This is a genomic window from Paenibacillus monticola, assembly GCF_009664975.1.
Classification (GTDB): Bacteria; Bacillota; Bacilli; order Paenibacillales; family Paenibacillaceae; genus Paenibacillus_AQ; species Paenibacillus_AQ monticola.
On record NZ_WJXB01000007.1, the window covers coordinates 74466 to 96796 of the forward strand.

The window sequence follows — 22331 nt, forward strand, 5'->3', positions numbered from 1 at the left end:
CCAGGGTTATATACATAATGATCCTGAAAGAGTCAAGGTAGCCAATAGCTTCAAATTCGATTTATTATAGGTAGTTATAATAGATAATAAACGTAAACAATAAGGCTGCCGATTGGCAGCCTTATTGTTTGTTCTTGCAATCATTTCTTCTTGTTCTCTAATGTTACCTTCTTATGATGAGCACGCAATCAATACAGATGGGCTGCCGCCTCAGGAGTAAAGGCTTGAATGTCCTCCATCCGGCCCTCCTGAATTTTCTTTGCCCAAGCCGGATCACCAAGGAGTGCGCGTCCGACAGCCACCAGATCAAACTCTTGATTGTCCAGCCGCTTCATCAGCTCCTCCAGCCCTTGGTGGTCTGCTTCTTCATCTTCTGCAGGTTCACTGTCCATCCCTACTGAACCCACGGAAATTGTTGTCTTTCCGGTGAGCTTCTTCACCCATCCAGCGAGGCCAAGCTCTGAACCTGCAAATTCCGGGTCCCAGAATCGTCGTGTCGAGACATGGAAGATGTCCACTCCTGCTTTCACCAGTACACTCAGGAATTGCTCCAGCTGCTCCGGTGTATCCACTAGCCTAGCCGTGTAATCCCCCATTTTCCATTGGGATATCCGTATCGCAATCGGGTAATCAGGTCCAACGGCAGTTCGGACTGCCTGCACAATTTCGGCTGCAAATCGGGTGCGTTTCAAGAAATCACCGCCATAGCGGTCCGTCCGCTGATTGGTTTTTTCCCAGAAGAATTGATCAATCAGTAAGCCATGGCCTGCGGAAAGCTCAATCCCATCGAAGCCAATCTGTTGTGCATTCACTGCCGCATCGACATAGGCCTGAATGACCTTGGCAATTTCTTCTTCCGTCATCGGTTCGCTTACTTTGTGCCCCTGCAAATCAAGTCCCGATGGCCCAATCGATGGGGCGTTCGGGTAAGGCTGAGATCCTATGGGGCGAATCATCCCCATATGACCCAGCTGCGGGAAAATAGTCCCCCCGGCCTCGTGAACCTGTCTGACTACTTCACGCCAGCCGTTCAGAGCGGCTTCGCCATACATATTAGGGAGTCTGGGTTCACTGGATGCCGCCGGATGGTCTATCATGCCTACAGCGATCACAAGCCCCACCCCATTCTCGGCGCGCCGCCGGAAATACCCGGCAGTATCCTCACCCGGCACACCTTCAGGTGCAAAAGCACGCGCCATCGGTGACATGACAATCCGGTTAGGTATAGTTAATTCATGAACCGTATACGGTTCAAATAGGGCCTCCAGTGAATGGATTTGCTGCTGTTGTTTAGTCAAGAATAACGCCTCCTATAGTTTTGTGAGCGTTGGCTCCACATGAATCTGCTTCGAACAAAAGGGCTTCGGAAGCATACGCTTTAAGTTTGAATGATTATTTTCAAAGCGGGTATGAGTGCAATAGTAACAAGCTCCAGTCCGCGCTTCAACCAACAATCCGCCCAGGTTGTTGCTTAAGCAAGAAGTAGAAAAAACTGTCGCATTGGAAGATAATAATTGTTGTCTAATCAACACATGTTTATAATAAGAGGATTATTATCTTTACTTAAGAGGGAGTGTTCAAAGGATGGCTGGTGTACTTCCCCCCAACCCAAACGATCCGCGTGTCATTCGGACACGTCAATTAATTCTGGACGCCTTCGTCCAGCAATTGAATATCATGGACTTCAACTCGATAACCGTCGGCGACATTACCAAAGCAGCTACGATTAACCGAGCTACCTTCTACGCACACTTTCCTGATAAATATGCGCTGTTCGAAGCCTTTTTGTTAGACGCATTTACGAATATGGTACTCAATAAAGTTGATACGGAAGGATCTTTGACGGAGAAGACACTTCAGGAGCTTATTGTGGCCTTATGTAACTATCATGAGACAAGCCACTACTGTTTCAAAAAATACGATTCAGTGGCCCTCTTGCTGGAAGAGAATATCAAGCTGCATCTCGAGAAACTCGTCCTTCAGCTGGTTTCCAGAGCATCAACCGCTGCAGATTCGAAGTCGCTCGCAACCGCAGCCACCCTGTTAAGCTGGTCTCTATATGGAATAACCTACCGCTGGAACCTGGAGGGAAGAATAGAGTCCTCCTCCGAGCTGGCCGAGCGAGTAATGCCGCTGATCACTGGCGGGTTCCACCTCTTTTACTGAAGAGTGGCATGAGTAAGAGTTAGGACTTGAAGTATAAGGATTGTTATAGGAGGATCTTATGTCTGAACCCAGCAATCATCTGCAGAAAGAGCTTGCTGAACTCGTTGATCGCAGAAGGAGCAGCATCCGTCGGACTGAAACTTCCGATCCCGCGTGCTTCCAAATAAATTGAACGAAAAGGAGCCGCAGCTCGGTTTACTCGAGGTGCGGCTCCTTTGAGCACTTTAGGCAAAGAATCATCATCAAGCATGGCAATATCAGATATTCATTAAACTTCGCAAACGCGCAGCCGTATCCGCTGAAGCTGTATAAATCATGATTTTCAGATCCGGATGGGTCGGCGGTTGCAAGGTTACATGTTGAAACTCCATCTCTCCGATACGATCATCGTACAACCGTTTGTGACAATCGTTTACGACCTGAACATCATGCAGTGGCCAAGTCTCGCGAAACAGCTGGCTGGTCTGCATAAATTCGTCAATAAGCTCCTTAAATCTCGGATCATTAGGGAAGTGTGCGTAATCCGCACGAAAGCGGGCAACGATGATTTGTGCCTAGGCTTCCCAATCCTTAATGTTCGTTCTTTGCGTCGTGTCCATCAAAAAAAAACGCATCCAATTGGGTTTCTTCTGCATTTGACTTGAAAATGACGGGAAGCGGAACACGAACTCAGCAGCTTTGTTCCACAAGAGCAAATCCCAACATTTTCCCATCATGAATGCCGGATTCGGATCAAAAGCCATGATCATCTGTTCCAAGGCCGCATTTAATTGCTGATCATCTACCCTTTCCTCTTGTACCGGTCTTGCCAGAAGATGGAGATGGTGACGTTCATCCTCAGTCAGTTGCAGCGCTTTTGCTATGTTATTCAGTACATCCTCTGATGGATTGATATTTCTGCCTTGTTCCAAAGAGATATACCAGGATGTTCCGATATGGGCAAGCTGGGCCACCTCTTCCCGTCGAAGCCCCGGGGTCCGTCGTCTTCCATAGGAGACTACCCCTACATCTTCAAGAGTAAGACGTTCACGGCGTGAACGCAAAAATTCACCTAACGACATTCTGGAAGAAATCTCCTCCACGTATAACTCCTCCTTATCCTGACACTCCCAATCATACGATAAACGCAGGAGGGATGCTATTTGCACATTCTATTATACTGCTAGCATAGCATCTAATACATTAGGAGGATTTGAAAAATGAACATTTTTGTAACTGGAGCCACAGGTAAAGTAGGAAGCCGTTTTGTTCCGCGTATGTTGCAGCGTGGTCATCACGTGAAACTGTTGGTTAGGGACGCAGCAAAGGCGGACGGGCTTCTCCGACAGGGGGCTGAAGTAATTGAAGGCGATCTGTTGCATTCAGACGATTATGTTGACGCTCTCCGGGGAATGGATGTTGTGGTTCACTTGGCAGCACAATTCCGTGGTGTGGACGAGGATACCACCAGAATCGCCAATATCGATGGCAGCATAGTTTTAGCTCGCGCTGCGTTGCAGGCGGATGTACCAAGGCTTGTTTTCTCCAGTACCAATAATGTCTATGGTTCCGGGAATCGTTCAAGACCAAACCGAGAAGATGACGAACCGAGACCGGCCTTTCCTTATCCTCAATCCAAAGTGGAGGCCGAAGAGGCGCTTTTGCAGCTTCATCGCGAACAGGGATTAGGACTGCGCATCGTACGGCTTCCCTTTGTCTATGGCGATGGCGATCCTCATATTGCGGAATTCATGCCGTTTTCCAGCAAATGGCATCCAGCCAAACGAATGCATATGGCGCACCATGCAGATGTAAGTCAAGCCTTGCTGCTCGCAGCCTCCACACCAGGTATTGATGGCCGGATCTACAATGTTGGCGACGATGCGCCGATCTCCGTTGCGGAGTTGTTGCAGTTAAACAATAGCGAGATTTCTTCAGAATCGCTGCAGCAGGATTTTGATCCATGGGACATGATCGTCGATACCACGCGTATAAGAAACGAATTAAATTATCGGCCGATTTTCCCGTCATTCTATACGGCAAGAGATGCAGGTGCCCTTTAGACCAGCAAATGAGGCATATGGTAAAGGTTAACCCTGTAAATGAAGTGATTGAAAGATTGAGGTAAAAAAGTAAAAGACATGGCATCCCCATCTTCGGGAGCCCTGTCTTTTAATGCTGATTCATTTCATCATACTCTTCATTTGACCTTCTATCACTCTGTCAAATAATTTGTAAGGAAGCTTTCTAGCAGCTAGTATAATCATTGTTTCCTGAAAACTTGGTTGGTATCTTGTTTTCGGTTTTTTGACTTTAATTGATTTAAGAATAAGACTAGCAATCTTATCAGGGGAAGTAGCATAATTATCTGAACTAATCGCTGCAAATCCTTCTACCAATTTTCGATAGGCAGAGTTGTTAGGTGTAGATTTCTTCATCGTTTCATTTGCCACCTTTTGCCAACCTGTATCTGTACCTCCCGGCTCAATAATAATAACATCAATGCCAAATGGTTTTAGCTCATTCCTTAAGGTATCGCTCAAAGTTTCAAGTGCGTGTTTTGAGGCATAATACCAACCTCCAAGTGGAGAATAAATTTGTCCACCAACCGATGAAACATTTATGATTTTTCCGGACTTTTGTTTGCGCATAATCGGCAGAATCAATTGTGTTAAGTTCATTGCACCAAAGACGTTAACGTCAAACTGATTTCGAGCTTCCTGTAAGGGTACATCTTCTATAGCTCCAAGAGAACCATATCCTGCGGAGTTTACAATAACATCGATAGAGGATGATGTAGAACGGACAAAATCGACAAAGTCTTGGTTTGACTTTTCATCGGTGACATCCAGTTTTAGAATTTGAATACCGATTTCTTCTAGATCCCTCATTTGTTCAATTCTTCTAGATCCCGCAAAAACCGTGTAACCTACTTTGTTTAAATGAATTGCAGTTGCTTTACCAATACCTGATGAAGCTCCTGTAACGATTGCCACTTTTTTATTCACAACATAATCTCCTTAGACGGGACCGGTCAATGGTCCCGTGTCAATTTCGAAATCCCCAAGGGTGGTCAGGGAGTCGGCAACGCCGGCATCGGTCCTTTTTCAGCAAAATCGATCCAATCGGTGACTGCCGACCAACGTTCGGCATCGGCCATCCGTGCCTCTTCGATCTGACGGATCATCTTGACGGAATTACCACCGAGCAGGATGTGAGCGGGCAAAGTCTCTGCATCGGCAACTTTGAGCACGATCTCGGCGACCTTTTCGGGATCGCCCGGTTCGTTGCCCCAATAGGATTCAAGCTGCTCTAGAACTTTGCCAATGGATTCTTGATATTCGGGCAGCATGGAGGGACGATTGTCGAATGCGCGTCTGCCCCAATTGGTACGCATGCCGCCGGGTTCGAGGGCGGTCATCTTGACCCCGAACGGGGCAATCTCCGCTGCGACCGCCTCAGTAAATCCGCCCACCGGCTGAGGAAATATGAAGGATATGGCCGCTGCGTTGATGCCGCATGATCGGGATAGCTGCACGAGTAAGATTCACAACCCCAAAGAAACAGGTATCAACCAGCTGGCGAAAATCCTGGGACGTCACCTGCTCGAAAGGCTGGGTATCGCCATAACCAGCATTGTTAACCAGTACATCCAGCCGCCCAAAAGCATCCAATGCGAGCTTTACCGCAGCCTGTGCTTCTTCCTCAATGGTCACGTCCAGCGTAGCAACGCGGATTTGATCGCCGTATTGCTGAACCAGATCATCCAGCTGTTCGATCTTACGGGCTGTTGCGACTACTCGTTCGCCCTTGGCAAGCGCCGCTTCCGTAATATTTCGGCCCAGACCGTTTCCGCTTCCCGTAATTAACCACACTTTTGACATGTAATTCACTCCCTTATTTGAGTTCATGTTATTTTACAGGCCTTTATCCGTTGACCTTGTCTTTTATTATAATGAGATTATAATTGAGGAAATAGTCGGATTGCGCTTGATTATTGCCTAAAACTCCGATGATTTTGATATGGATACCTAAGCCGGAATGTTACTTTGTTGCGCCAGCTTATAGAGAGGAAGACGATTATGCCCCAGAATACCGAGGAGATTTCAGTTGTTTTACAGCGGTTGCTACACCTTTGCAGTGCATATTCCTTTTCCCCTGGTATCTGCGAAACCGACATTTCGTTTATTTCGCTACTGAAGGCAGATCGGCCGACCACGATTCAATACGGATTTTTCACGCCAGGGATATGTGTAGTCCTTCAAGGGAACAAAACACTGATTATTCGCAATAATACTTACAACTATGGAGCTGGAGATTATATCGCATCCAACCTCGATATGCCGATCAAAGGCCAGGTATCCCAAGCAACGCAGGAAGCGCCGTATATAGCGGTCCGGATTGCTTTTACAACTGACGAGATTGCATCCGTTTTTCTGGATGCCAAGCTTAAAGCCTTTGGCGAGAATCAACTGACTGAAGGTGCGTTTATTGGTAAGACAGGGATTGAAGTACTGCTAATGCTTGAGCGGTTGCTGCAACTGGCTAACGACAGTGAATCGGCGGCTTTTCTCGTACCTAGCGTTAAGCGTGAGTTGATTTACCGCCTGTTGACCGATGAGGGGGGCGCGCGCTTCTACAACAACATGCTACTGCATCATGATGCTGCAGGCATCAGCAAGGCTATCCATTATGTCAAAGCAAACTATGTACGTCCCCTTACCATAGAGGAGATTGCCCAAGTAGGCAGCATGAGCCCTTCCACCTTGCATCACAAATTCAAAGCTGTCACTACACTAAGCCCGATCCAGTATCAGAAGCAACTCCGACTTCAGGAAGCGCGCAGAATTTTGCTTACTGGCGATATTGATGTCACTTCAGCCGCGTTAGAAGTCGGATACGAAAGTCTGACTCAGTTCAACCGCGAATACAAACGGTTCTTTGGCCTACCACCGCTTAAAGACATTCGTACTATTAGCAACCCTTCCAAGACAAGCTCACATGAATCTGTTTATGCTGACAAGATATTATAGCAGTAGGAACATATCAATTTGGACAACCCGTAAATAGGGAAGTCCAACATTTGCTGATACGCAACATGATGACACTGAAGCCATAACAAAAAGACTAACCCAAGTAATTTCTGGAATAGTCTTTTTTGGCCTTATAACCTATTTGTCTCATATATACATTGAAATTACTCTTCCTTCACCTTGAGACGTGCCGTCAGTTTCCTCTTACTCCAAAGTTCAGCTTGGTTTGCCCCATTTGCTTCTTATATTCTCCGCCTCTCTAACCATTCGTTCTATTAAGTCTGAGACGGTTGGAACATCTTTAATTAGACCAGCTACCTGACCTGTCCATCCGAATCCTTCTTCCATGGAGCCATCATGAATCAGGCGTTTGTTGGCTTTCCCGCTGATTTGGTTTGTAATTGCTTCATGGCCTGGTGCGGCCAGTTCCCTTTTCAGAATCTTCTCAGTTAAGGGGCTTCTGAGCGCTCTGGCAGGCTGGCCTATGGAACGTTTGAGCACAATGGTATCTGAGCATCCCGCCTCAAGCAGCGCATTCTTATAGACGATCGAAGCGTTCCTGCACTCGCGGGTTGCGATAAACCTCGTCCCCATCTGGATTCCCTCAGCACCGAGAGCATGGGCAGCCATCCAGCCACGGCCATCCCCGATTCCTCCCGAGGCGATGACAGGTATTCGAACCGCATCGACAACTTCCGGAACAAGCACGATCGTTCCTACCTCGTCACGGCCGACGTGGCCCCCTCCCTCATATCCGACCACAATGACCGCAGAAGCACCGAGCAGTTCTGCTTTTTGCGCTTGTGCACGGGACGAGACCAGCACCAGGGTATGAATCGGCGTAGAACTCAGCAGCTCCAATATAGGTGTTGGATTACCGCCTGTAATCGTAACCGCAGGTAATTCCTCTTCCATAGCTACCTGAACCATCTGCAGCTGGTCACTACGGAACATGCCAATAGAAAAGTTAACACCAAAAGGTTTGTCGGTTAACACTCGTACACGCCGGATTTCCCTCCGCAAAGCCTGGGCATCCGGGAGGCTCATCGCCGTAATCTGGCCGAAACCACCGGCATTGGAAACAGCCGCTGCAAGTTCGGCGTAAGCCAGATAAGCCAGTCCGCCTTGAAGGATTGGATACTGGATCTTCAGCAGTTCGGTTATTCTGGTATTCCAATTCATATCTAATCCTCCGATAAGGTGATCAATTTCGATAACTACGCTATAGGTAAAGGATCAGTAGAACAAATGCGAGCATTAATCCACCAGCTGCATGATCCATTCGCGTAAATTTCAGTATCCTATATGTAGTCCGGCCCTTTCCGTTCCCGTAAGCTCTTGCATCAATCGTCATAGCCAGCTGCTCCGCCCGTTGAATCGTCGTTATGAGCAGCGGAACCACTAACAACAAATAGGCATATACCTGCCTATGACCTTTAGTGGACTTGATATCATATCCTCTGGCCTTTTGGGCCAGAAGAATGCGGTCCAGTTCCTGGGTAATCGTTGGGATGAAGCGGATTGCAATCATTAGCATCAGTGCAAAAGCTTCTACCGGAACCCCAAAGCGGGATAACGGCTTAAACAGTTGTTCCAGACCTTTTGCCAGATCCAACGGTTTTGTTGTCAATGTCAGGACCGATGCAAGCGAAACAAGCAATAGAATACGCCAGACAACGAAGGCTCCGCTTTCTATCCCGTCTTGGGTGACTAAGAGATGATAGACAAAGGTAAAGGACAAGATGAAAAGAATTGGTTGTAATCCTCTAAAAAACTTACGAACCGGAACTCTGGACAACAGCAGTTGTCCTCCCACCAGGACTGTCGCCGCAACATATCCGCCAAAGGTTTGGAGTGTAAGACAGCAAAGTGTGAAAGCAAGGACACTTAACAGCTTGGTTCGGGGGTCAAGCCGGTGGATACTCGAGTCTGAATTGATATACTGTCCCCATATGATATTATCCTTCATTTTGGAGACCTCTTGACTGCCAGGCTAACCTCACCTGCTGCATAATATCTTCTTCCCTGCAGCTTGCTGGCTCAAGAATCCGGCCGGATAACGCCTCAATCATTCTTAGGAGCTGAATAGGCTCCGGTAAAGGCAGTCCGGCTTGCTCCATGAGCGCTGTACGCTGCAAAAAAAGTTCATTCGCATCCAAATGTGCCAATAAACGCCCTTTTTTAAAGATCATCACCTCGTCCGAATATTCGGCAACATCCTCGAGCTGATGCGAGATGAACAGCACCGTCCGCTTCTTCTCCCTCTGCCATGCTTTGAGCTGCTTCAGCAGCGCTATTCGGTTAACGGGATCAAGTCCGGCTGTCGGCTCATCGAGAATCAGCAGCTCAGGCTCGGCAATCAGTACGGAAGCAATAGCGACAAGCCGTTTAAGTCCCCCGCTAAGCTGGAATGGGTTCTCCTGGAGAAGCTTTTCGGAGAGTCCGATCTGTCCCATAACCATCTTGAGGGCTACCTCCAGCCTTTCTGGTGATTCCCCCTTCATTTTGGGAGCAAAGGTTAGTTCTTTATAAACCGTCGATTCGAAAATCTGGTGCTCTGGATACTGAAATACATAACCGATTTGCGGAACGATCTTCATTTTTCCTTTACCGTCCCTCGGCAGAGGCTGCCGATTATGCGTATATTTGCCTCTATAGAAAGGAATCAAACCTTTAATCACCTGAGCAAAGGTGGACTTTCCGGCTCCGGTTTGGCCAATGATCGAAATCCATTTCCCCTCCTGAAGGGTACAGCTTATCGATTCCAGAATTTCTTCGCCGTTTATCCTTACACTTACGTCATTCAACTCATAGTCCATAAGCTGGTGATCGTCTCCTTCCAGTCCACGCACAAAGGGGCGTTTATCCCAAGCGCTTGATGCAGTCTTACCGCAAAAGGAAGCGTGAGCTGATGCTCGGTTATGGATACGCTGCTGAACAAGGCGGACGGTGGTCCGTCAAAAGCCATTTCTCCTTTGCTTAGAAGCAGAACGCGGTCAGCTGAAAGAATCTCTTCCATATGATGAGTGATATGAATGATCGTCAGGCCTTGCTGGTGAAGGGTATGCATCACATCAAGGATGTCTCTTCTCCCCTGCGGATCCAGCATGGAGGTCGCTTCATCAAAAATCATAATGGAAGGTTCCATCGCCACAACGGCCGCAATCGCAACCCGCTGTTTCTGACCGCCTGACAATTGATGCGGCATTGCTTTCGCATAATCCTCCATATGAACGGCTTGTAGTGCCTTGTTCACCCGATGTGCCATTTCATCTCTGGGTACGCGCAAATTCTCTAGTCCGAAGACGACTTCATCCAGAACAGATGTCGTGATGAATTGATCGTCAGGATTTTGAAAAACCAGTCCGACCCGCTCACGAATCCTCCCGAGATCATCAGGGTTCAGGGTATTCAAATGCTCCAGCTTTACTTGTCCTTCTCTTGGCTGCAGCAGTCCGTTCATTAACTTGGCGAGCGTGGATTTACCGCTTCCGTTCCCTCCAATGATGGAAATGAATTCGCCTTGGTGAATTTCGAAGCTAAGCTGCTGGAGAACGGGATGCTCTCGCCGGTAATGATAATCAACTTGATCAAAAACAAGCATCTTCCTCATGCTCCTTCCATAACTCGAAAAAATCTTCTGCCCCCGAAGTAACAGGAGTCGAGGGCTGTGGTTTCTGCCAATGTGTAACCTGTCTTCCGTTAATGCCGAACACTTTACCCGTCAGTTCAGGGTCTTGTTGATCCAGAAGCGCACGAACGAATCGGGCCACATCATCGGCTTCTCCGAGCTTCCATGCATCCGGGAACGGCTCATTACGTTGTGCGTATTTTTCTTTCAGATGTTGAATAATCGGCCCGGTCATGTCGGTCACAGCGGCGGGAGCAATGCCATTGACCCTGATCCGTTTGGGTTTCAGTTCATCGGCAAGCGTCCACAGCATCCCGAGAAGCCCAGCCTTGGCAGCGCTATAATTGACCTGTCCCTTCGATCCGGCGAGTCCCGCGGTTGAGGTCATCAACACAATATCGCCTCCGTGCTGGCTCAGATGAGCTAAAGCCCGCTGAATGCAGTAGAAAGCTCCGTGCAAATGAACGTCCAATACGGCCTGCCACTCCAGATCACTCATGAATTCGCATTTGCGGTCCTTAATGATCCCGGCGTTATGAATTAAAATCTCCAAAGAACCCATCTTGTCGATCAATTCGTCCATCATCGCAGTAACCGCAGCAGGATCAGCGACATTGGCACAGAAGCCTTCCGCCCGGCCACCTGTCCGGCGAATATTCTCAACTACTTGCCTAATACTCTCACCATGCAAGCCATTAACGGCGACTTGATAACCGCAGCGCCCCAGCTCTATGGCTATACTGCGCCCGATCCCCCTGGTTGCCCCAGTAATCAGTACAGTTTTCATATATCGGCAATCCCTTCTATAACGCTAAAAGAACCTTTAGCGATGATTTCTCCGTGCTCCGACGTGACCATTACCTGGATTTGATCATCGTTCCAAGCGTTATACCGGAAGCATATGGTCGAGCCTTGAACACACGGTTTTTCAAACCTCATGCTAAAGGATTGAATCCAATGAGAACGATGTTCTTTCATATATAGAGACTGCGCTAGCCCCATGATGTACATTCCATGTGCTATGGGGGCTTCGAAGCCCGCCTTTCTTGCAGCGGCGGTATTCAGATGAATGGCAGCCTCATCCTTGGTGACAGAAGCATATTGCCGGATGTCCGCCGCAGAGATTTTGATGATCATTTCATTTCACCTATCCCGATCAAGATGGTTTCCGCTTCAGCTATGGGGTTGTCCTGGTAATAGCAGATAAGAGAATGGGTATATAAGGTCAGCACACCCTGCCTGCCGTTTTTCGGCTCAGCCATAAGCAAGGATAGTTCGCAATTCAGGTCCATACCGGCCATCAGCGGCGCATGATAATAAAACTTCTGCGTTCCGTGAATCATTGTTGTCTCCTCATGGAGCCAAGGAGCATCCTCCATTGTCCAGAATGTTACTGGCATCGTTGAAGGAGCAACGGCAACTCCCCCTATTCTCTGCACAGGTGAATGTATGCTGCTTGCATACTGCACAATACTATCCGGTGTGAGCTGAATCTGAAACCGGATGCTATTCATAAGGCCGCCTCTACCAGAACCGCCAGTCCCATTCCACCGCCGATGCCAAGCGTCGCCAGTCCTTTTTGATAGGGGTTTTGCAGCATCTCTGAATATAAGCGCGTCATAAGGATCGCACCGGATGCTCCATAGGGATGGCCCAGAGCCAATGCGCCTCCGCCAGGATTGACCTTATCCAGCGGGATATGAAGCTCATGCAGCGAGGCCAATACCTGGGAGGCAAAAGCCTCATTAAATTCAACGATATCCAAATCGTCTATATGCAGACGCTGGCGGCTCAGCAGTTTCCGAACCGCCGGCACTGGCCCAATCCCCGGATAACGGGGATCAACTCCGGCAGCTTGCGAGTCAACAAAACGGAGGACAGGGGTTAGGTTAAGCTGTTCGCACTTTTCACGCGACATCATGAGCACCAGAGCGGCGCCATCGTTAATGGGACAAGCATTACCGGCTGTAACGGTGCCATGTTCCGCAAAAACAGGCGGCAGGCTGAGTAGCTTCTCCAAGCTTGTATCCGGTCGCGGACATTCGTCGTCTGTGATCCAGAGTCCGTTGACTTGAAGCGGTACAAGTTCCGGTGCATACCTGCCTGTGCGCTTAGCGCGGACTGCTTTTTGATGGCTCTCAAGCGCATATTCATCTTGTGCTTCCCGGGAAATGCCGTATTTGTCCGCCACATGTTCTGCGGCAAGCCCCATGTCGGGATCTCCAAGAGCAAGGGGTGTAAACGGTGCACGTGTATATAGCGTTGGCATGCCGATCAGCGTGTCAGGTCTGAACATTTTCCAAGGTGCCCGGCTTGCGCTTTCGACTCCGCCTGCCAGGAATATCTCTCCCGCACCACTCTGAATGAAGCGTGCCGCCATGATGATGGCTTCAAGTCCTGAACCGCACTGCCGGTCGATCGTGACCCCCGGAACCGTAACGGGTAGTCCTGCTTCAAGCACAGACTTACGGGCAATATTCCCGCCCGGGCCTACTACGTTGCCTATGATGACATCATCGATCCATTCCGGAGGCACCTGTGCTTCAGTAACCAGGAGGCGAATCAGCGGAGCAAGCAACTGCTCCGGTTCTAGCGTACTTAGCTGTCCCCCGACTTTTCCGATAGGGGTACGTCTAGCCATGACCAGAACGGCTTCTTTCATTTCATCCCTTCTCTCCTATCGTCTTCATCTCTTGGCGCACTATTTTTCCAGAACTTGTATAAATGAATCGTTCCACAGTAACGAGCTGCTTAGGTGCCTTATAGCTTGCAAGATAGGGGCGGCAGTAATTCCTGATTTCATCCAGACTGAGCCGCTGTTCTCCGTCCCATTGAATCAACGCTGTTACTTGCTCCCCCCACCGGTCATCCGCTTTGCCGAATACCATGACCTCCCGAATAGCCGGAATGCGGAGCAGCACAGCCTCTACTTCTTCGGGGAACACCTTAAGGCCCCCGCTTTTGATCATATTGCTGGCCCGGCCAGCCAAGTGTAAATGCCTGCCTTGATCAAGGAAAATGTAGTCCCCCGTACGCAGCCAGCCGTCGCGAAATACGCTTGCCGTCTCTTCTGGCAGCTGGTGATACCCGGTGAACATCATTTCGCTTTGGATGTACAGCTCACCAATCGTACCCGAAGGGACCTCGCGGAACTGCTCGTCGCGGATCGAAATGTGCACCCCGTCGAACGATTTGCCCAAGGAATCCGGCTGCTCCTCCCCGGTTATCTCAAGATAACAGATGTAACTGGCCTCCGACGAACCGTAATACTCATAGAGCTTCGTCTCTTTGAACATCTCGCGGCACCTCTGTTTCGAAGACTCGGGCCATTTGCCGCCAGAGCTGATCAGGGTCTGCATGGATTTCTGTGCGGTGCTTGAAGCCGCTTGCCGAAGCAAAGCGTCAATCATCGTGGGCACAACGAACAGGATCATATCCGGTTCGCGAGAGCAGAGGTTCAGTACGCTCTCTGCATCAAATTCCGGGAGAAGATGAAAAGTCGCCAGACTGTATAGGGATTGCATCATGGCGAACAGTGATAGGGAATGCACGAAAGGCCCTGGTGCAAGCACGTGCTGTATGCGGTTCAGCTTAAATGCCTTCTCTGTCGCCTCGAAGCTTCTTAACCACGACAAATGAGTCCTCATGTACCCCTTAGGGAGGCCGGTTGTGCCTGACGTATACCCGATGAACAGCAGTTCGGGGTTCTCTTCCGCCAGGGCATCTGGAACAAAGCCAGCCAGCCAAGAGCAATAGCTGCCGGGTTGCTGATCTTCCACGAAGTATAACTGTGGAATCTCTTTATAACGTTTTGCGAGATCTGATGCAAAGCGCCCTTCACAAACGATCAGCCCGGGCTCGCACTGCCGGATCACCTTATCTATTTCACCCGGTGGCCATTTGGGGTCCAGCAGTATGGGAACGCATCCCGCATAGATGGCGCCGAGAAGCAACTCTACGAATTCCATGCGGTTTCCGGACAGAATAGCGATGTTGCGTTTCGTATGTCCACCATGCCGCAATCCGTTTGAAACCTGCTGAACCAGCTTCATGAGCTGAGCGTATGTACGTTCTTCCCGGCCGTCCGTAATCGCGATGAGTTCAGGGGCAATCTGTGCTAATTCTAGAATGTGCTCTACCAGGTTCATGGATATCACCGCGCCTGCACTTTTTCTTCAATCGGGCTGATGGCTTTAAGCTGCATCGTTATGACAGCTGCAATAACGGCTTTGATGATATCTCCCGGAAGAAAGGCGAGCGCACCGACAAGTCCGGCCCAGACCGCCGTATTCGTTATCCAAGCCATGATGGATGCACCAATCAGATTCACCAGCAATACGCCAAAGATCAGATTGATGACTAAAAGCTTCCATGTTTGGACCTTCGGCCAGATTATTTCGGAATACCAGCCGATGAGCCAGGCCGTGACCGGCCAGCTGAATATGTATCCAGCAGACGGCCCAACGAGCACCGCCAGTCCGCCGCGTCCGCCGGTCAGTACCGGCAAGCCAATAGCTACAAGGATGATGAAAACGACTAGACTGAGGGCCCCCATCCGTTTACCCAAGAAACAACCAGCGAGCATGACGCCAAGCGTCTGGGCGGTGATCGGAACAGGGATAAAGCCGAGGGGCAAGGGCGGAATCATACCAAGCACCGCGATGAGAGCTGCGAATAATGCGGCATAAACAAGTTCTTTTGTTTTCAAGAAAATGACCTCCATAGGTAAGATGTAAGCTGAATTATAATGGAGGTAATCTATATTGTAAACCTAAAAAATTATAAAGGTTCACAATAAGGGTAAAATAAAACACATGAGTTTTCCTATTATTAGAGAAGCATGTTAATATATTCGAAGAGGTTTGGTCGGAAAGTTATACTTTTGGAGGGTTATGTCCATGTCAGTTAAAGAACATATTCTAACCTTGCTCGACGGTAACAAAGGTGGATATATATCGGGTGAAGAAATAGCTGGACGCTTATCCGTGACGCGCAGCGCTGTCTGGAAGGCCATAAAATCGCTGCAGAAGGACGGTTATTCTATACAGGCTGTGACCAATAAAGGATATTCCCTGTCGCCCCATACGGATATCTTGTCTGCCGGTGCCATTTCAAAATATCTGGATACACAGGGTCAAAAGCTGGGTCTTGAAGTCTTTAAGACAATACCTTCAACGAACGAAGCCGTAAAAGCCCTGGCCTCAAATGGAGAAGCAGAAGGCAAAGTGATCCTTTCGGAAGAGCAGACCGCTGGCCGCGGAAGAAAGGGTCGGAAATTTTTTTCTCCTCCGGGAACGGGTATCTATATGAGCATTCTGCTGCGTCCAAAACTATCAGCGGTAGAATCCATTCTTCTGACGACTTCCGCCGCAGTCGCTGTTGCTCTTGCCATCGAAAGTGTATCCGGTAAAGACACACAAATAAAATGGGTTAATGACGTATTCATGGATGGGAAAAAGGTCTGCGGGATCCTTACCGAAGCTTCCATGTCCCTGGAAAACGGTTGGCTAGATTATGCCGTTCTCGGCATTGGTATCAATGTGTCACTGCCGACGGGTGGCTTTCCTAACGATCTTACCGGGGTTGCAACATCCGTATTTTCTGAAGGCAATCCTCATGGTGATCTCCGTAACCGGCTCGTGGCAGAAGTAATAAACCATTTCATGGGATATTATGAGCATTTAACGGATAGAATGTTTCTTTCCGAATATCGAGAACGAATCATGTTACTTGGCAAACCCGTAACGGTGATGAAGGATAATAAACAACGTGAGGCAACAGCCATCGATATCGATAACGATTGTCGTCTGAAAGTCAGATATGAGAATGGTGACGAGGAATATCTTTCAAGCGGAGAAGTCAGCATTAAAATTTAAGGACACTTCCCGACCCCAATTGCATTACCACTGAGCGTTTTCTCTGTTGGTTTCAATAACTTCAAGAAAACGGTCAGGAAAATTGGTGTACACTCCATCCACACCCCAAAGATAGGCTTTATTCATATTGACTTGGTAATTCACCGTATAAGGCATCACCTTGAGCCCGGAATTCTTCACCTGCGCCACATAAGCCGAAGTGATCCCTTGAAAGTTTGGACTGATTCCGACTGCGTATGATTTCAAGTCCGCCAGATAAGCTTCTGAGACTCTCACCACAGCATAATCATTCCATACGAGTTGATATAACGGAATATCCTGATTGATTTTATGAAACTTTCGCAAACTGGTTCCGCTGAATGAATGAATGGCCACTACATTCTCCATATCATATTTCGTAATATATTCGTTTAATAAGGATTCAATATTATTGTTTGGAGTAGAATCCTTGATTTCAAGGATATAGTAGATATTTTTCCCGAAAGTGTCGAATACCTGATCAAGTGTGGGAATTGAAGTGCCTGCATATTTATCTCTGGCAAACATCGGATACGCCTCGTTGAACCATGATCCTGCATCGAACCGTTTAATCTGCTCTAGGGTCATGTTTCTGACATACCCTTTGCCATTGGTTGTACGGTTAACGCTCTCATCATGAATCACGACAGGAATATGATCCTTGGTTAACTGGATGTCGAGCTCAATATAATCCGCCTTCATTTCGATCGCCAGCTCGAAGGCAGGCAGTGTATTCTCAGGAGCATATCCTGAAGCACCACGGTGGGCAATCGTATATACTTTATCCGCAGGATCAATAATTTCTTTAACTTTAACCCGAATCGACGGGGAATAAGCGTACAGTGTTGAAAATAAGAAAATAACCAATAAAACATGTATTCCTATAAAATAAGCCTTTTGCCTGTAAGTTTTCACCATTTTGTTGTCCTCATTTTTCTTTATTCCTTTATTGACGCTCCTACTCTCTAAGCGATTGCGATAGCCCCAGTCCGTTCATTACATAGGGACGAACTATGTCTACAAGTAAATCGGTTCGATCTATTTCCCCAACCGTTAACCATTCATATGCCGCAGCATAGATCGCTGAGCCTGTCATGGCCGAAATGATCTTTGTATGTTGACGTTCTACTATAGGGTGGTTATTTCCTTTCGAAAATATGCTTTCTATGATTTGCTGCAACATACTTTTTATCTTCTCATTCACAAGTGTAGCAATCGATTTGGAATCCACTCTGCATATCCGATAAAAATCTACGATGTAGCGGTGTGTCATCAAGATCAATTCGGCACAAACTTCAGCCGTAAACTCCTGAGCATTCTCCACTTGTTCCGGAATCATCTTGTGAAAAGCTTCTTCAGTGATTTCTTCCAGCAAAGCATATTTATCTACATAATGGGTATAAAAAGTAGCTCGGTTAAGGGTAGCTCTCTGTGCGATATCTTTTATGGTTATGGCATCAAATCCTTTAATCTGCAACAATTCTCTGAATGCTTCCCTAATTAGCTGTCGTGTGCGCAAAACTCTTGGATCCTCCTGATTTACCATATCTATATCCCCTTCTAAAACATCAAATATCATAATCTGTTGTTTAAGCAGCTCTCCACTCTATCTGCCGATTGTAATCATAAGAATACCGTTCTATTATTATATCGAACAGATGTTGCTTAGACAACCTTTGACTAGTTGATTGAAAGGAAGGATACTATTGAACATACAACAAAACAGACTTTTGATAGTTGGCGCCGGTGTGATTGGCAGCGTATACGCACTTAGATTTGCACAGTTGGGTCTGGACGTCACATTGATGGCCCGAGGAAAGAGGCTGGATATACTTCAAAGGGATGGGCTGCGATACAACGATAATGGGATGATAAAGCAAATATCTATCAAGACGATAGAAAAGCTTGCCAACGACGACATCTATGATTTCATCTTTGTTCCTGTACGATATGATCAGGCCGAATCTGCCCTGTCTGATATCAAGAATAATCAGAGCAAAACAATAATCACTCTGACCAACACCATTGGTTATGATTCCTGGCTGGAAATCGTGGGTGATCGGTTACTTCCTGGATTCCCGGGTGCAGGTGGAGACATCAAAGAAGATGTTCTATACGCCCAATTCGGTTCCAAAACCTTTTTTGGTGAAATAAATGGACAAACTACCGAAAGAGTGAACAAGCTTGCCAAAATATTGGAAACAGCGGATTTACCTTATGAAATTCAGAAAGACATTCAAGCATTCCATGTTTCGCATGCTGCGCTTGCTGCCGTCAACAAGCATTTCTACACGAATGACGGAATGGTCGATATAGAGACTGCAAGAAGTGAAAGTATTCTAAGCAAGGTCGCCGCAGATATTAAACAAAATATCCGCCTGGTAGAGCAAGCTGGAATCTCCGTAATCCCGCCCGAAACGAAGTCAATGGGAGAATTGCCCGAACAATATATTATAGCCCATTACCGCCAGATGCTGAGCAATGACTTTATCATTGATGTTAAGCTTGGAAACCATGCTGTCAGTGCAAAAGCAGAAATACTGTTATTGGATGAGGTATTTCATAAAAAGCTATCCCTTTAGAACTAAATAATCAAAATATCAAAGTAACTGCAGAGCTTTTAGTAAGGCGTGTTCACTAGATTCGGCGCCTTCACTTGAAAAATGGGCCTCTGGAAACATGGCCGACAGATGATGATACCCAGGATAGACATGTAATTCTACCGCGACACCATCAAAAACCAGTTGTTTTGCAAATAATAAGGATTCATCTATGAATAAATCAACGGTACCTATATTAATATAAGTGGCTGGTAACCCGGCCAATGACTGTGCACGCGCAGCCACGTAATACTCACTTACGCCTTCCTGACCTGGTTCAAGCCCTAATATAGATTTCCAGCCAAAATAATTACTTTGTTTTGTCCAAATAAACTCCCCTGCATAGGGATGATCTGGAGCTATACTTGTACGGTCATCAAGCATGGGTCTCAATAGTCTTAGATGATGGATGTCGAATTCCTTCTGGTCACGAATATATAGAGCTAGTCCAGCGGCTAAACCGCCGCCAGCGCTTCCGCCTGCAAGGGCAACTTTCTGAGTATCGATCCCTAATTCCTCCGCATGTTCAATACACCATTTCAGGCCCGAATAGCAATCTTGTAACTGACTTGGCTGAACATGCTCAGGTGCTAGGCGATAATACACAGATACGCAACAGAAACCATGTTGTGCAGCAAGTGATGCATTACCTGGACGATCAAAGACTGGACTGCCTAATACCATCCCACCACCGTGAATCCAATAATATAAAGGCATCTTATTAAGTTTGGATTGTTTTGGCTTAATGATTTCTATTCGAATATCTGGACCACCAAAATAACTTGGCACAATCTTCTCTTCAAATGTAACAGGGAACAGCTGCGTTACATCTATATGCGGCATCATTTGTGATTGACTCTTACGTGATTCCATTAATGTCTGTTCGGTAAGATCACTTGTTGGTATTAAATCAATTGCGCTAATGATTTCTGGATCAATCAGATGTCTGCTTCTGCTTTTTTGCTCACTCATATTCATAATCTCCCTCTTCTATTTCACAACGTTTCTATTTCTATTCTAGAAGATGCAGTGAGCATTTAAAATGAAAACAATGATTTAGAATCATTGTTGACATAAGAAGAAACGAGTGTCGTCCTTTATAAGGACGACACTCGTTTCTTCGAGAAATATAAGGATAATTTATCGTGTGAAATTCTTATATTTTAAATTTATTTTTTTTTGAATAAACAATTCTCTTAATGGTATCGATGGAGAGAAAGTGTTTTTTTGCTAGTTGCTCAATACTACTGTTGCTATTAAAAGCATCTCTGATAGCTTCATTTCGTTGATCCAGCAACCGTCTTCCGCCACTTAAGCTTCCCCAGTTCTTATAATCCGTCTCTTGCTTAGGAATGTAAAGCGTCTCACCTTGAATATATTTTTGGATTTCCATGATTAACTTTTCAGGTAATACTTTTGCTGCATTCGTATATTTCAATTTTGCCCGCCCCTTATTTTTATAATAAAATAAGTTGCAAAGCCCAAATATTAGAAAAGTTTGTTCAGCGTTTAAAACTGTTCAGCCCCACGCAAAGTAACGCTTTTCCAATTACAGGCTTTGCATGAGTGGAAGAAGTACCAGACAATCTAAATTGATTCTCCATCTGATTAGCACCCCCTTTTCGCATAAAAATATAACATACTCTCAGTATACAGTAAATAACGTAGAATCGATTTTGTTGCAACACCGATTGCCAACCGGACCAAAAGCATTTAATATTCTCTATAGTGAATTGTTAATATCTGTTTTGCTTAAGGGAATTTATTCTAGAGAGGGAGTCATAAGACTGATGGAGACAAACATAACCAATCTATTAAAAAAAACGCTGAAAGAAAGTATCGACAACAAAGAAATCGCCGGTGCTAACTTCATGGTGATCAAGGACGGCAAGGAAGTTTTTTACCATGAAGACGGCTTGGCTGACCTTGAGTTAGGACGTCCTATTGCAAGGGATTCGATTTTCCGCCTGTATTCGATGACCAAGCCAGTTACGGCCACTTCCGTCATGATGCTGCTTGAGCGAGGAGATATCGATTTGTTCGATCCTGTCAGCCGCTATATTCCGGGTTTCAAAAACCAACGGGTCGAGCTAAACGGCGAGCTGGTGCCTGTCAGCCGGGAAGTCAACATTCACGACTTGCTGAACATGACTTCGGGATTGGTATACGGCGGAACTGATAAAGCCGGGCAGCAAACGGATGTTTTGTTCCAAAAATTGGGCAGCCGTTTGTACGGTGAAAACCCAATGAGTACAATGGAATTTGCAAACCTCTTGGGGCAAGTCCCCCTTTCGTTCGAGCCGGGATCATACTGGCAATACGGAACGTCGGCGGACGTCCTTGGCGCGATTGTGGAAGCGGTTACCAGCATGCGGTACGGTGAATTTTTGGAAAAGGAAATATTCGAACCGTTGCAAATGAAAGATACCGGTTTCTGGCTCCCTGAAGAAAAAAGAAACCGCCTTGCCAAAATCTATCAGGATGACGGCGAAGGTGGTTTGAAGCTATATGCGGAAAGCCATCTTGGCATCGGCCATCAGATGGATAGAAAACCGGCATTCGAGTCAGGCGGAGCAGGTCTTGCATCCACGATTGAAGATGCCGCCAAATTTACGACGATGTTGATGAATCAAGGCAGCTTTAACGGCGTTCAATTGTTGAAGCCTAGAACAGTTCAATATTTGACGTCGGCTGCATTAACCGATCGCCAGCAAAAAGGCTTTGATACGTGGGATTCGTTGTGCGGTCATTCCTATGGAAACCTAATGCGCATCATGACCGACCCTAGGCAAGCCGGATTAATCGGCAGCCAAGGCGAATACGGCTGGGACGGCTGGCTTGGGGCGTATTTCAGCAACAGTCCTCAAGACGGTCTGACGATCCTATTTATGATCCAGAAAAAAGATGCCGGCACGATGGCGATTACGCGCAAGCTGCGCAATATTGTGTTCAGCACCTTGTAAGGGGAAACACTCGCTACTTGGATAATCAAGCTAAACGAACAAAAGCAGTCCGCCTCGGTTGAGGC

The 22331-nt window shown here is 47.0% G+C and carries 25 protein-coding genes and 1 pseudogene; 6 read left to right on the forward strand and 20 right to left on the reverse strand.

Features of this window, described 5'->3' with window-relative positions; translation table 11 throughout:
- Nucleotides 1-188: 188 nt before the first annotated feature.
- A complete protein-coding gene (locus GJB61_RS18270) occupies nt 189-1298 on the reverse strand; it encodes an NADH:flavin oxidoreductase (protein ID WP_154120463.1) in 1110 nt (369 codons plus the stop codon).
- Between the two features lie 286 nt (nt 1299-1584).
- On the opposite strand from GJB61_RS18270, the gene GJB61_RS18275 reads away from it, so the two are divergent.
- Complete coding sequence (locus tag GJB61_RS18275) at nt 1585-2166, forward strand: TetR/AcrR family transcriptional regulator (protein ID WP_154120464.1); 582 nt, start codon at nt 1585-1587, stop codon at nt 2164-2166.
- Nucleotides 2167-2209: 43 nt separating this feature from the next.
- On the opposite strand, the gene GJB61_RS31250 is transcribed toward GJB61_RS18275, so the two are convergent.
- Together GJB61_RS31250 and GJB61_RS18280 are read right to left on the reverse strand one after the other, a co-directional pair.
- The gene (locus tag GJB61_RS31250) at nt 2210-2416 is read right to left on the reverse strand and encodes a hypothetical protein (RefSeq protein WP_195724383.1); all 207 of its coding nucleotides are present in this window, start codon (nt 2414-2416) and stop codon (nt 2210-2212) included.
- 7 nt (nt 2417-2423) lie between these two features.
- Nucleotides 2424-3227: pseudogene (locus GJB61_RS18280) on the reverse strand (helix-turn-helix transcriptional regulator).
- Nucleotides 3228-3365: 138 nt separating this feature from the next.
- Between GJB61_RS18280 and GJB61_RS18285 the strand changes: the two are divergent.
- A complete protein-coding gene (locus tag GJB61_RS18285; protein ID WP_154120465.1) occupies nt 3366-4208 on the forward strand; it encodes an NAD-dependent epimerase/dehydratase family protein in 843 nt (280 codons plus the stop codon).
- A gap of 120 nt (nt 4209-4328) precedes the next feature.
- On the opposite strand, the gene GJB61_RS18290 is transcribed toward GJB61_RS18285, so the two are convergent.
- The 3 genes from GJB61_RS18290 to GJB61_RS31795 form a co-directional block, all read right to left on the reverse strand.
- Complete coding sequence (locus GJB61_RS18290) at nt 4329-5153, reverse strand: oxidoreductase (protein WP_338115934.1); 825 nt, start codon at nt 5151-5153, stop codon at nt 4329-4331.
- Nucleotides 5154-5218: 65 nt separating this feature from the next.
- A complete protein-coding gene (locus GJB61_RS31790) occupies nt 5219-5566 on the reverse strand; it encodes a Rossmann-fold NAD(P)-binding domain-containing protein (protein ID WP_229521995.1) in 348 nt (115 codons plus the stop codon).
- A 37-nt stretch (nt 5567-5603) separates the two neighbouring features.
- Entirely contained in the window at nt 5604-6029 is a 426-nt protein-coding gene (locus tag GJB61_RS31795; RefSeq protein ID WP_229521997.1) for an SDR family NAD(P)-dependent oxidoreductase, read from the reverse strand.
- A 198-nt stretch (nt 6030-6227) separates the two neighbouring features.
- Here GJB61_RS31795 and GJB61_RS18300 point away from each other — a divergent pair, with 198 nt between their 5' ends.
- Nucleotides 6228-7178, forward strand: coding sequence for an AraC family transcriptional regulator (locus GJB61_RS18300; protein WP_154120466.1), 951 nt, complete (start codon nt 6228-6230; stop codon nt 7176-7178).
- 216 nt (nt 7179-7394) lie between these two features.
- Here the strand turns inward: GJB61_RS18300 and GJB61_RS18305 are convergent, their stop codons facing one another.
- From GJB61_RS18305 to GJB61_RS18350, 10 genes are read right to left on the reverse strand one after another with little or no spacing between them, the layout of a single operon-like run.
- Entirely contained in the window at nt 7395-8360 is a 966-nt protein-coding gene (locus GJB61_RS18305; RefSeq protein WP_154120467.1) for an NAD(P)H-dependent flavin oxidoreductase, read from the reverse strand.
- Nucleotides 8361-8400: 40 nt separating this feature from the next.
- Nucleotides 8401-9147, reverse strand: a complete 747-nt coding sequence (locus GJB61_RS18310) for an energy-coupling factor transporter transmembrane component T family protein (protein WP_154120468.1) — start codon at nt 9145-9147, stop codon at nt 8401-8403.
- Nucleotides 9137-10030 carry an ATP-binding cassette domain-containing protein gene (locus tag GJB61_RS18315; RefSeq protein WP_338115936.1) on the reverse strand — a complete coding sequence of 298 codons (894 nt, stop codon included), beginning with the start codon at nt 10028-10030 and terminating at the stop codon, nt 9137-9139. The genes GJB61_RS18310 and GJB61_RS18315 overlap by 11 nt, the downstream gene beginning before the upstream one ends.
- Complete coding sequence (locus tag GJB61_RS18320; protein ID WP_154120470.1) at nt 9982-10782, reverse strand: energy-coupling factor transporter ATPase; 801 nt, start codon at nt 10780-10782, stop codon at nt 9982-9984. The genes GJB61_RS18315 and GJB61_RS18320 overlap by 49 nt, the downstream gene beginning before the upstream one ends.
- Nucleotides 10769-11596 carry an SDR family NAD(P)-dependent oxidoreductase gene (locus GJB61_RS18325; protein ID WP_154120471.1) on the reverse strand — a complete coding sequence of 276 codons (828 nt, stop codon included), beginning with the start codon at nt 11594-11596 and terminating at the stop codon, nt 10769-10771. The genes GJB61_RS18320 and GJB61_RS18325 overlap by 14 nt, the downstream gene beginning before the upstream one ends.
- Nucleotides 11593-11946: a MaoC family dehydratase gene (locus GJB61_RS18330; RefSeq protein ID WP_154120472.1), complete on the reverse strand. Its 354-nt coding sequence runs from the start codon at nt 11944-11946 to the stop codon at nt 11593-11595. The genes GJB61_RS18325 and GJB61_RS18330 overlap by 4 nt, the downstream gene beginning before the upstream one ends.
- Nucleotides 11943-12323, reverse strand: coding sequence for an FAS1-like dehydratase domain-containing protein (locus tag GJB61_RS18335; RefSeq protein ID WP_154120473.1), 381 nt, complete (start codon nt 12321-12323; stop codon nt 11943-11945). The genes GJB61_RS18330 and GJB61_RS18335 overlap by 4 nt, the downstream gene beginning before the upstream one ends.
- Entirely contained in the window at nt 12320-13471 is a 1152-nt protein-coding gene (locus tag GJB61_RS18340; RefSeq protein WP_154120474.1) for a thiolase family protein, read from the reverse strand. The genes GJB61_RS18335 and GJB61_RS18340 overlap by 4 nt, the downstream gene beginning before the upstream one ends.
- Nucleotide 13472: 1 nt before the next feature.
- Nucleotides 13473-14957, reverse strand: coding sequence for a class I adenylate-forming enzyme family protein (locus GJB61_RS18345; RefSeq protein WP_154120475.1), 1485 nt, complete (start codon nt 14955-14957; stop codon nt 13473-13475).
- Nucleotides 14958-14962: 5 nt separating this feature from the next.
- A complete protein-coding gene (locus GJB61_RS18350; protein ID WP_154120476.1) occupies nt 14963-15517 on the reverse strand; it encodes a biotin transporter BioY in 555 nt (184 codons plus the stop codon).
- A 190-nt stretch (nt 15518-15707) separates the two neighbouring features.
- Here GJB61_RS18350 and GJB61_RS18355 point away from each other — a divergent pair, with 190 nt between their 5' ends.
- Nucleotides 15708-16685, forward strand: coding sequence for a biotin--[acetyl-CoA-carboxylase] ligase (locus tag GJB61_RS18355; protein ID WP_154120477.1), 978 nt, complete (start codon nt 15708-15710; stop codon nt 16683-16685).
- 24 nt (nt 16686-16709) lie between these two features.
- On the opposite strand, the gene GJB61_RS18360 is transcribed toward GJB61_RS18355, so the two are convergent.
- Together GJB61_RS18360 and GJB61_RS18365 are read right to left on the reverse strand one after the other, a co-directional pair.
- The gene (locus GJB61_RS18360; RefSeq protein WP_154120478.1) at nt 16710-17621 is read right to left on the reverse strand and encodes a glycerophosphodiester phosphodiesterase family protein; all 912 of its coding nucleotides are present in this window, start codon (nt 17619-17621) and stop codon (nt 16710-16712) included.
- A gap of 40 nt (nt 17622-17661) precedes the next feature.
- Entirely contained in the window at nt 17662-18222 is a 561-nt protein-coding gene (locus GJB61_RS18365) for a TetR/AcrR family transcriptional regulator (protein ID WP_229521999.1), read from the reverse strand.
- Between the two features lie 187 nt (nt 18223-18409).
- On the opposite strand from GJB61_RS18365, the gene GJB61_RS18370 reads away from it, so the two are divergent.
- Entirely contained in the window at nt 18410-19285 is an 876-nt protein-coding gene (locus GJB61_RS18370) for a ketopantoate reductase family protein (protein WP_154120480.1), read from the forward strand.
- 18 nt (nt 19286-19303) lie between these two features.
- Here GJB61_RS18370 and GJB61_RS18375 read toward each other — a convergent pair whose 3' ends face one another.
- Complete coding sequence (locus GJB61_RS18375) at nt 19304-20275, reverse strand: alpha/beta hydrolase (protein ID WP_154120481.1); 972 nt, start codon at nt 20273-20275, stop codon at nt 19304-19306.
- A 184-nt stretch (nt 20276-20459) separates the two neighbouring features.
- Entirely contained in the window at nt 20460-20741 is a 282-nt protein-coding gene (locus tag GJB61_RS18380; RefSeq protein WP_154120482.1) for a CD3324 family protein, read from the reverse strand.
- Nucleotides 20742-20994: 253 nt separating this feature from the next.
- Here GJB61_RS18380 and GJB61_RS18385 point away from each other — a divergent pair, with 253 nt between their 5' ends.
- A complete protein-coding gene (locus GJB61_RS18385; protein WP_229522001.1) occupies nt 20995-22266 on the forward strand; it encodes a serine hydrolase domain-containing protein in 1272 nt (423 codons plus the stop codon).
- Nucleotides 22267-22331: the final 65 nt, after the last annotated feature.